General features: G+C 65.7%; 1 protein-coding gene. It reads left to right on the top strand.

Translation table 11 applies throughout. The annotated features are described in order from the left end of the window. The first annotated feature begins 129 nt into the window (after window positions 1–129). Complete coding sequence (locus AB0E94_RS53260; protein WP_360344690.1) at window positions 130–1032, top strand: IS5 family transposase; 903 nt, start codon at window positions 130–132, stop codon at window positions 1030–1032. Window positions 1033–1044 lie beyond the last annotated feature (12 nt).

The following is a 1044-nucleotide window of genomic DNA, read 5'->3' as shown; positions in this document are numbered from 1 at the left end:
CTAGGCCGTGTTTCGTATGGGCTGTTGGGGCCTGGGTGTGATGGATGTCCGGTGTGGCGGTGATCGATAAAGGTTGAGGTCTCCGGTAAGTGGGTTAGCGACCAAGCAAACCTGAATACCGGAGACCTCGTGGCCAGCGTAGCGGCGGCGCGGCGGCATGACCTCACCGACACCGAGTGGGAACGGCTGGAGGCCGTCCTGCCTGCGGTTTCGGGTCGGGGTCGGCCGCTTCGATGGACCAGACGGCAGATCATCGACGGTATCCGGTGGCGGGTGCGGGCCGGGACGCCGTGGCGTGACGTGCCGTCGGTGTATGCGCCGTGGCAGACGTTGTACCGGTGGTTTCGTTGCTGGCAGCGGGACGGCACGTGGGCGAGGATCCTGTCCGGGTTGCAGACCGCCGCCGACGCTGCCGGTGGGATCGAGTGGACGGTCAGCGTCGATTCGACCGTCAGTCGTGCCCATCAGCATGCCGCGGGTGCCCGTAACGATGGCCATCTGCAGAAGGAGTCGCCGGGTGGGGTGTTCGAGGAGCCGGCGGATCATGCTTTGGGGCGGTCGCGGGGTGGGTTCACGACCAAGACGCATCTGGCGTGTGAGCAGGGCCGTAAGACCCTGACGGTCGTGATCACCGCTGGTCAGCGTGGTGACAGTCCGCAGTTCGTCACCGTTTTGGACAAGATCAGGGTGTACCGGGTGGGTGGTGGCCGGCCGCGGACCCGCCCGGATCTGGTGCTGGCCGACAGGGCGTACACCAGCCGGGGTAATCGTGGGTACGCCCGTCGCCGCCGGATCAGGGTGTGTATCCCGAGCAAGGCCGACCAGGACGCGTACCGGAAGAAGAAGGGTTCCAAAGGCGGGCGGCCGCCCGCCTTTGACCCGGTCGAGTACCGGCTGCGTCATGCCGTCGAGTGCGGTATCAACCAGCTCAAGCAGCACCGGTCCATGGCCACCCGTTACGACAAGCTCGCCGTCCGGTTCGAAGCCACCGTCATCATTGCCATCATCGACCAGTGGCTCCGAGCAATGTGAAACACGGCCTAG

The organism is Actinoplanes sp. NPDC026670, assembly GCF_040638175.1.
Taxonomy (GTDB): Bacteria; Actinomycetota; Actinomycetes; order Mycobacteriales; family Micromonosporaceae; genus Actinoplanes.
This window is presented reverse-complemented; position numbering and strand designations above follow the sequence as displayed.